Raw genomic sequence first — 6,884 nt, 5'->3', positions numbered from 1 at the left:
CAGGGAGGTGGTGGTCATCCGCTCACTCTGGCGTATGCCCGCTCACCGAGGGAACCCCGACCCGTCGAGAGAACCCGCTACACCGGGTTCCCTCGACGGTCCAGGGTTCCCTCGGTGAGCGGGCATACGCCAGAGTGAGCGGATGACCACCACCTCCCTGGAGGCGCCGACTCGGCGTCTCGGCCTCATCGCGCTCATCGCGACCCTCGGCGGCCTCCTCTTCGGCTACGACACCGGCGTCATCAACGGCGCCCTCGAGCCGATGTCGGCCGAGCTGGGCCTCACCGCGCTGACCGAGGGAGTCGTCACCAGCTCGCTCCTCTTCGCCGCCGCGATCGGCGCGATCTCGGGCGGACGCCTCGCCGACGCCCTCGGGAGGCGGACCACGATCCGCCTGCTCGCGGTGCTCTTCCTCGTCGGCGCCCTGGTCTGCGTGGTGGCGCCGGGCTTCGGCGTGATGGTCCTCGGACGGGCAGTCCTCGGCCTGGCCGTCGGCGGCGCCTCGGTGGTCGTGCCGATCTACCTGTCCGAGATCTCCCCCTCCGAGATCCGCGGCTCCCTCGCGGGCCGCAACGAGCTGATGATCGTGATCGGCCAGCTCGCCGCCTTCGTGGCCAACGCCGTCATCGGCACCGTCTGGGGCGAGCTGCCCGGAGTCTGGCGGATCATGCTCGCCGTCGCCGCGCTCCCCGCCGCCGCGCTCCTGCTCGGCATGACCCGGGTCCCGGAGTCGCCGCGCTGGCTGATCGCGCACGGTCGCCGCGACGAGGCGCTCGGCGTGCTCACCACCATCCGCACGCCCGACCGGGCCCACGCCGAGGCGGAGACCATCGCCCGCTCGATCGGCGCGAAGGACGGCCCGAGGATCCCCCTGCTGCAGGCGCTGCGCGAGCGCTGGGCGGTGCGCATCCTCCTGGTGGGGATCGGGATCGGAGTCGCCCAGCAGCTCACCGGCATCAACTCGATCATGTACTACGGCCAGTCGGTGCTGAAGGAGGCGGGCTTCGATCACGACGGCGCACTCGTCGCCAACATCGCGCCCGGGGCGATCGCCGTGATCGGCGGCCTGATCGGGCTGCGGCTCATGCAGACGATGAACCGCCGCACGACCCTCCTGCTCGGCTACTCCCTGACCACTGCGATGCACTTCCTGATCGGCATCGCCTCCGTCGCGCTCCCCGTGGGCAACCCGGCGCGGCCGTACGTCATATTGGTGCTGGTCGTCGCGTTCGTGGGCAGCATGCAGACCTTCCTCAACATCGTCACCTGGGTGATGCTGTCCGAGATCTTCCCGCTGCGGATCCGCGGCGTCGGCGTCGGCATCGCGATCTTCTGCCACTGGATCACGAACGCCGTGCTCGGCCTGTTCTTCCCGACCCTCGTCTCCGGGGTCGGCATCACCGGCACGTTCTTCCTGTTCGGCGCCGTCGGCCTGCTCGCGCTCGCCTTCATCTGGAAGCGCGTGCCCGAGACCCGCGGCCGAGCGCTCGAGGAGGTCGAGGCGGGCGTCCTCTCCGGCGAGCTCCTGCGCCGCTGACGCCCGCCCTCCCCTCCGCGAGATGCCACTTGTGGCGCCCGTCCGCGGCGTGTCGCCCTCACAAGTGGCATCTCGCGGGAGGGTGGGAGGGAGGCGGCGGCGCCTACTGGTAGGTGACGAGGTCGGGGAGGGGGCGGACCTCGGCCATGGTCTCGGCGGGAGTGAGCATCGGCGCGTCCTCGTCGTAGAAGTTCTTCCAGCCCCAGGCGATGCCCTCGGGGGCGCCCTCGTGCAGCGCGTCCCAGGTCGCCTGCTTGTCGGGCTGCGAGCCCTGGCCGTCGACGTGGATGAGGAACTCCAGCTCGGGCCGGTCTCGGCGGATGGTGTCGCGGTCCTGCAGCATCGACAGCCGGAACTGGTGCAGCACGAACATCTTCGGCGGCAGCCCTTCGCTCTGCACCAGGTCGGCCAGCCACTCCGACACGCTGTCGACCTCGGCGGCCGAGACGCGCCCGATCTGCTCCAGCGGCTTCTGGCCCGGCAGCAGGCGCCACTCCGGGTCGAGCGCGAGACCGACGTTGGGCAGCGTCAGCAGGTCCGCGTACTGCTTCGCCTGGGTGAGGAAGTCGGTCAGCCCCGACTGCAGGTCGAGCACCACGTACATCCCGGCCGCCTGCGCCGCGTCGATGTAGGGGCGGATGTCGGCGGCGTCGAGCTCGTTGGAGTAGTCGCCGTCCTTGCCGGGGTCGCCCGCCGCGACCGTGGTGATGATCTCGAGACTCGGCACGACCTGCTTGTCGGTGAGCGTCCGGTACGGCTCGGCCACCGCCTCCGCGCGCGCGATCGTGGGCTCGAGTCCCTGCTCTCCCAGCACGCCGAGGACGGGTGCACCCGGAGTGCCGTAGATCGCGACGAAGAGGTGCCCGCCGAACATCCGCTGGCCGCCGCCCGGCAGCTGCCAGCCGCTCGCGGCCGCGCGCAAAGCCCACTCGGGCTCGGGCTGAGCGGCGAGCACGGGGCCGAGCAGCAGCGTGCAGGAGGCGTCGGCCCCGGCGATCGCGGTCACAGCGGCACCCGAGGCGAGCAGGTCGTCGCCGTCGACCACGGTGACGGGCACGCCGGCCGCGCGGGCGGTCGCCAGTGCGGCGACGTCGGCGTCCTGCGCGCGGGCCAGACCGTGCAGGCCGGTCAGCGCGTCGGCCCGGGGCGGGAGGGCGCCGAAGGGGGCGTCGGAGGCGGTGGACGGCGCGGCGGCGGCGAGGTCGGCGAGCGCCAGGTCGGCCACGGTCACGCCGGACGCCGCGCTGAGGGCGGCAGCGTCGGAGGCGGAGGCGACGACATCGACGCCGGCGGGCGCAGTGACGTCGCCGATCGCGAGCACCCGGGTCACGCCGAGGCGGGCGAACTCGGCGGCGAGGGCGTCGGTGGTCGGAGCGGAGGAGGACGCGGTCGCGGATCCGGACGGGCCCGCCGAGTCGGACGGCGTCGCGGAGGCGGACGGCGTCCCGGAGGCCGTGGATCCCGCGGCCGCGGCGTCCGCGGTCGGGTCGGCCGTCGCTCCGGATCCCGCCGAGCCGACCAGCAGCGGCACGCCCCAGGCGATGCTCACCTGGGCGGCGCGCAGGCGGGACTCGGCGACGTCCTCGACCAGGACGACCAGCGGAGCCGCGGCGAACAGGGCCGCACTCGCGGCGAGCGCGTCCGGGGCGAGCGCCACCGGCCCGCTCGGAGCCGCGGTGCGGGTGCGGGGCGCCTCCTGCTGGGCGTCGTCCGGAGCGGAGGAGTCGGGCGTGCAGGCGCTGAGCAGCGGGAGCACCGCGAGACCGCCGATCACGACGCTGCGGCGCGAGAGCCCGGAGCGGGAGGGGACGGAACGGGGTGTCGAGGGCATGGCAGACCTCTCCTCTCGGAGCCCGATGGGGACTCTCTGGTGCGTGGCTGGTCCTCTCGACTATCGCAGGCCCGGCGGCTGCGAGCGCCGAGGGAGCCGTCCCGGGCGCGCCTCCGACGCCGTCCGGACATGCCGAAGGGGAGCGGCGCCGGAGCACCGCTCCCCTTCGAGAGGCTGGATCAGACCGTGCGGGGGGCCTTGGCGAGGTTGGCCTCGAGCTCCTCGCGGTTCTGCCGCACCACGTAGGCGGGGCGGTCGCGCTCGACGCGCCACGACTCGCTCAGCGGGGTGACCGCGACGGTGTCGAAGCCGATCCGGTCGTAGAGGTCGGTCACGAAGTGGATCGCCTCCGGGTAGTCGCTCGACGTCGCGAGGGCGCGGCGGTCGGGCGTTCCGGCCGGGGTGCCGTCCGTGGTGATGTCGGCCGCCATGATGTGGTTGAACGCCTTGACGACCTTCGACTCCGGGAGGTGCTGCTGCAGCATCTCGCTGGTCGTGGTCTCGCCCTTGTCGAGCGCCTCGATGCGGCCGTCGCGCTCGAAGTAGTAGTTGTTCGTGTCGAGGACGATCTTGCCGGCGAGCGGGGCGACCGGCACCTCCTCGAGGTTCTTCAGCGGCACCGTCACCACGGCGATCTCCGCGGCCTCGGCCGCTTCCTGTGCCGTGGCGGCGCGGGCCTTCGGGCCGAGCTCCGCGATGAGGTCGGCGAGGGTCTCGGGGCCGCGCGAGTTCGCGATGACCACCTCGTCCCCGAGGGCGATGACCGCCCGTGCGACCTGGCTGCCGATGTTGCCTGCTCCGATGATTCCGTACGTCGTCATGCTGAGGAGAACGCGGAGGGCGCCCCGGCATTCCGTCCTGCGGCGTTCTCCCACGCCGCACCCAGGTCGGCCCGTCCCTCCAGTAGCCTCGATCCTCGGGCGCCGCTGCCCGAGAAGGAGTCCGTGATGCCGCAGTTCGACCTCCCGCTCGACCTCCTCGAGCAGTACGCCCCCGAGATCCCCGAGCCCGCCGGGTTCGCCGAGTTCTGGCGCGACACGATCGCCGAGGCGCGCGCGGCCGCGACGGAGCCGCTGTTCGAGCCGGTCGACGCCGGATTCGGGCTGCTCGACACCGTCGACGTCACCTACTCCGGCTTCGGCGGCCACCCGATCCGCGCGTGGCTGATCCTCCCCCGCGGCGTCGAGGGCCCCCTCCCCGGGCTCGTGACCTTCATCGGCTACGGAGGCGGCCGCGGCCAGCTCGCGGAGTGGACCGCGATGTCGGCTGCCGGCTACGCGCACCTGGTCATGGACACCCGCGGTCAGGGGTCCGGGCACCGCTCGGGAGCGACGCCCGACCCGGTCGGCAGCGGGCCGCACGTCTCCGGCTTCATGACGCAGGGCATCGAGTCGCCCGCCGAGCACTTCTACCGCCGCGTCTTCACCGACGCCGTCCGCGCGCTCGACGTGCTGCGCGCGCACCCCGCGGTCGACGCCTCCCGCGTGGCCGTCTCGGGCGGCAGCCAGGGAGGCGGGATCGCCCTGGCCGTCACCGGGATCCTGGGCCTGCTCGGCGAATCGGAGTCTGCGCGCGCCGCGATCGTCGACGTGCCGTTCCTCTCCCACATCCCGCACGCCGTGCGGCTGGTCGACACGATGCCGTACGGCGAGATCGTGCAGTACCTGCACACCCACCGCGGCGCCGAGGCGCGCGTGTTCGACACCCTCTCGTACTTCGACGGCACCTCCTTCGCCCCCTACGCGCAGTCCCCCGCCCTGTTCTCGGTGGCGCTCCGCGACGACATCTGCCCGCCGTCCACCGTCTACGCCTCCTACAACCGCTACGCCGGACCCCGCGAGATCCGCGTCTACCCCTTCAACGGCCACGAGGGCGGCGAGGCGTTCCAGATCGGCGAGCACGTGCGCTTCCTGGGGCGCGAGCTGGCGTAGGAGGAGGAGCCGGCCGGTCGGCGGACGGGGGCGGTGCGAGGGGGCGGAGGAGTCGTTCCACGGGAACCGGCCTGCGTCGACGTCGTTCCGGGCGGCTCCCACTCCGAAGACGTCCGACACCTCCCGATGACCCGGATCGGCGGCGTCGCCGGATCGAGGGCGTACCCGAAACAACGCCGTCGCCGTCCCCTGGTCACGGCCGCGACCCGGATCAGACCGCCGGGCGCCTCCGGCCCGCCGGGCGCCTCGACGGGCGTCGCTTTGTGACGCCGTGCGTCGCGCTCGGTACCCGTTCGCGGCTCCGCTGGGCACTATCGACTCCATGACCCGCCAGATCCGCTTCAACGCCTTCGACATGAACTGCGTCGCCCACCAGTCCTCGGGCATGTGGCGCCACCCCCAGGACCAGTCCTGGCGGTACAAGGACCTCTCGTACTGGACCGACCTGGCCAAGCTGCTCGAGCGCGGCACGTTCGACGGGATCTTCATCGCCGACGTGCTCGGCACCTACGACGTCTACGGCGGCTCGAACGAGGCGGCGATCCGCCACGGCGCGCAGGTCCCCGTCAACGACCCGATCCTCCTCGTCTCGGCGATGGCCGCCGCGACCGAGCACCTCGGCTTCGGCATCACCGCGGGCACCGCCTACGAGCACCCCTATCCGTTCGCGCGGGGGATGTCGACGCTCGACCACCTGACGAAGGGCCGCGTGGGCTGGAACGTCGTCACCGGCTACCTCCCCAGCGCCGCACGCAACATGGGCCACGAGGACCAGCTCGAGCACGACGACCGCTACGACGTCGCCGACGAGTACCTCGAGGTGCTCTACAAGCTGTGGGAGGGGTCGTGGGAGGACGACGCGGTCGTCCGCGACCGCGAGTCCGGCGTCTTCACCGACCCGGCGAAGGTGCACGAGATCGGGCACCGCGGCAAGAACTTCACCGTCCCCGGCATCCACCTCGCGGAGCCGTCGGTGCAGCGCACACCCGTCATCTACCAGGCGGGAGCGTCGCCGCGCGGCATCCGCTTCGCGGCGGGCAACGCGGAGGCGATCTTCGTCGCGTCCTCGACGAAGGCGGGCCTGAAGGCGACCGTCTCGCGCATCCGCGACGCTCTCGAGGCGGCCGGTCGCGACCGCTACTCCGCGAAGATCTACACCCTGCTGACGATCATCACCGCCGAGACCAGCGAGGCCGCGCACGAGAAGCACCGCGACTACCTCTCCTACGGGAGCGAGGAGGGGGCGCTGGTCTTCATGTCGGGCTGGATGGGCATCGACCTGTCGCAGTACGACCTCGACGAGCCGATCGGCAACGTGAAGAGCAACGCGATCCAGTCGGCCGTCGCCAACTTCCAGGAGGCGAACGAGGACGGCTCGGAGTGGAAGGTCCGCGACATCGCCAGGCTCAGCGTGATCGGCGGGCTCGGCCCCTTCGTCGTCGGCTCGCCCACGGAGGTGGCCGACCACCTGCAGGAGTGGGTCGAGGAGACCGACGTGGACGGCTTCAACCTCGCCTACGCGATCACGCCCGGCACCTTCGAGGACGTGGTGGAGTTCATCGTTCCGGAGCTGCGCCGCCGCGGC

General features: G+C 72.3%; 5 protein-coding genes. 3 read left to right on the top strand and 2 right to left on the bottom strand.

What is annotated here, in order from left to right; translation table 11 throughout:
- Window positions 1–142: 142 nt before the first annotated feature.
- Window positions 143–1,537, top strand: a complete 1,395-nt coding sequence (locus tag C5D08_RS16455) for a sugar porter family MFS transporter (RefSeq protein ID WP_104277930.1) — start codon at window positions 143–145, stop codon at window positions 1,535–1,537.
- A gap of 103 nt (window positions 1,538–1,640) precedes the next feature.
- Here C5D08_RS16455 and C5D08_RS16450 read toward each other — a convergent pair whose 3' ends face one another.
- Window positions 1,641–3,368 carry a hypothetical protein gene (locus C5D08_RS16450; RefSeq protein ID WP_104277929.1) on the bottom strand — a complete coding sequence of 576 codons (1,728 nt, stop codon included), beginning with the start codon at window positions 3,366–3,368 and terminating at the stop codon, window positions 1,641–1,643.
- A gap of 179 nt (window positions 3,369–3,547) precedes the next feature.
- Window positions 3,548–4,189, bottom strand: coding sequence for an NADPH-dependent F420 reductase (locus C5D08_RS16445; RefSeq protein WP_104277928.1), 642 nt, complete (start codon window positions 4,187–4,189; stop codon window positions 3,548–3,550).
- A gap of 126 nt (window positions 4,190–4,315) precedes the next feature.
- On the opposite strand from C5D08_RS16445, the gene C5D08_RS16440 reads away from it, so the two are divergent.
- Window positions 4,316–5,299 (top strand): acetylxylan esterase, encoded by a 984-nt coding sequence (locus tag C5D08_RS16440; protein ID WP_104277927.1) that lies wholly within the window; start codon window positions 4,316–4,318, stop codon window positions 5,297–5,299.
- Window positions 5,300–5,621: 322 nt separating this feature from the next.
- Window positions 5,622–6,884 (top strand): LLM class flavin-dependent oxidoreductase (locus C5D08_RS16435; RefSeq protein ID WP_104277926.1); only part of this gene is annotated, 1,263 nt, incomplete at its 3' end.

The organism is Rathayibacter sp. AY1B6, from assembly GCF_002932755.1.
In the GTDB taxonomy this organism is placed as follows: domain Bacteria; phylum Actinomycetota; class Actinomycetes; order Actinomycetales; family Microbacteriaceae; genus Rathayibacter.
Note: the sequence above shows the minus strand (reverse complement) of the source record. Positions and strands in the feature narration are given on the sequence as shown.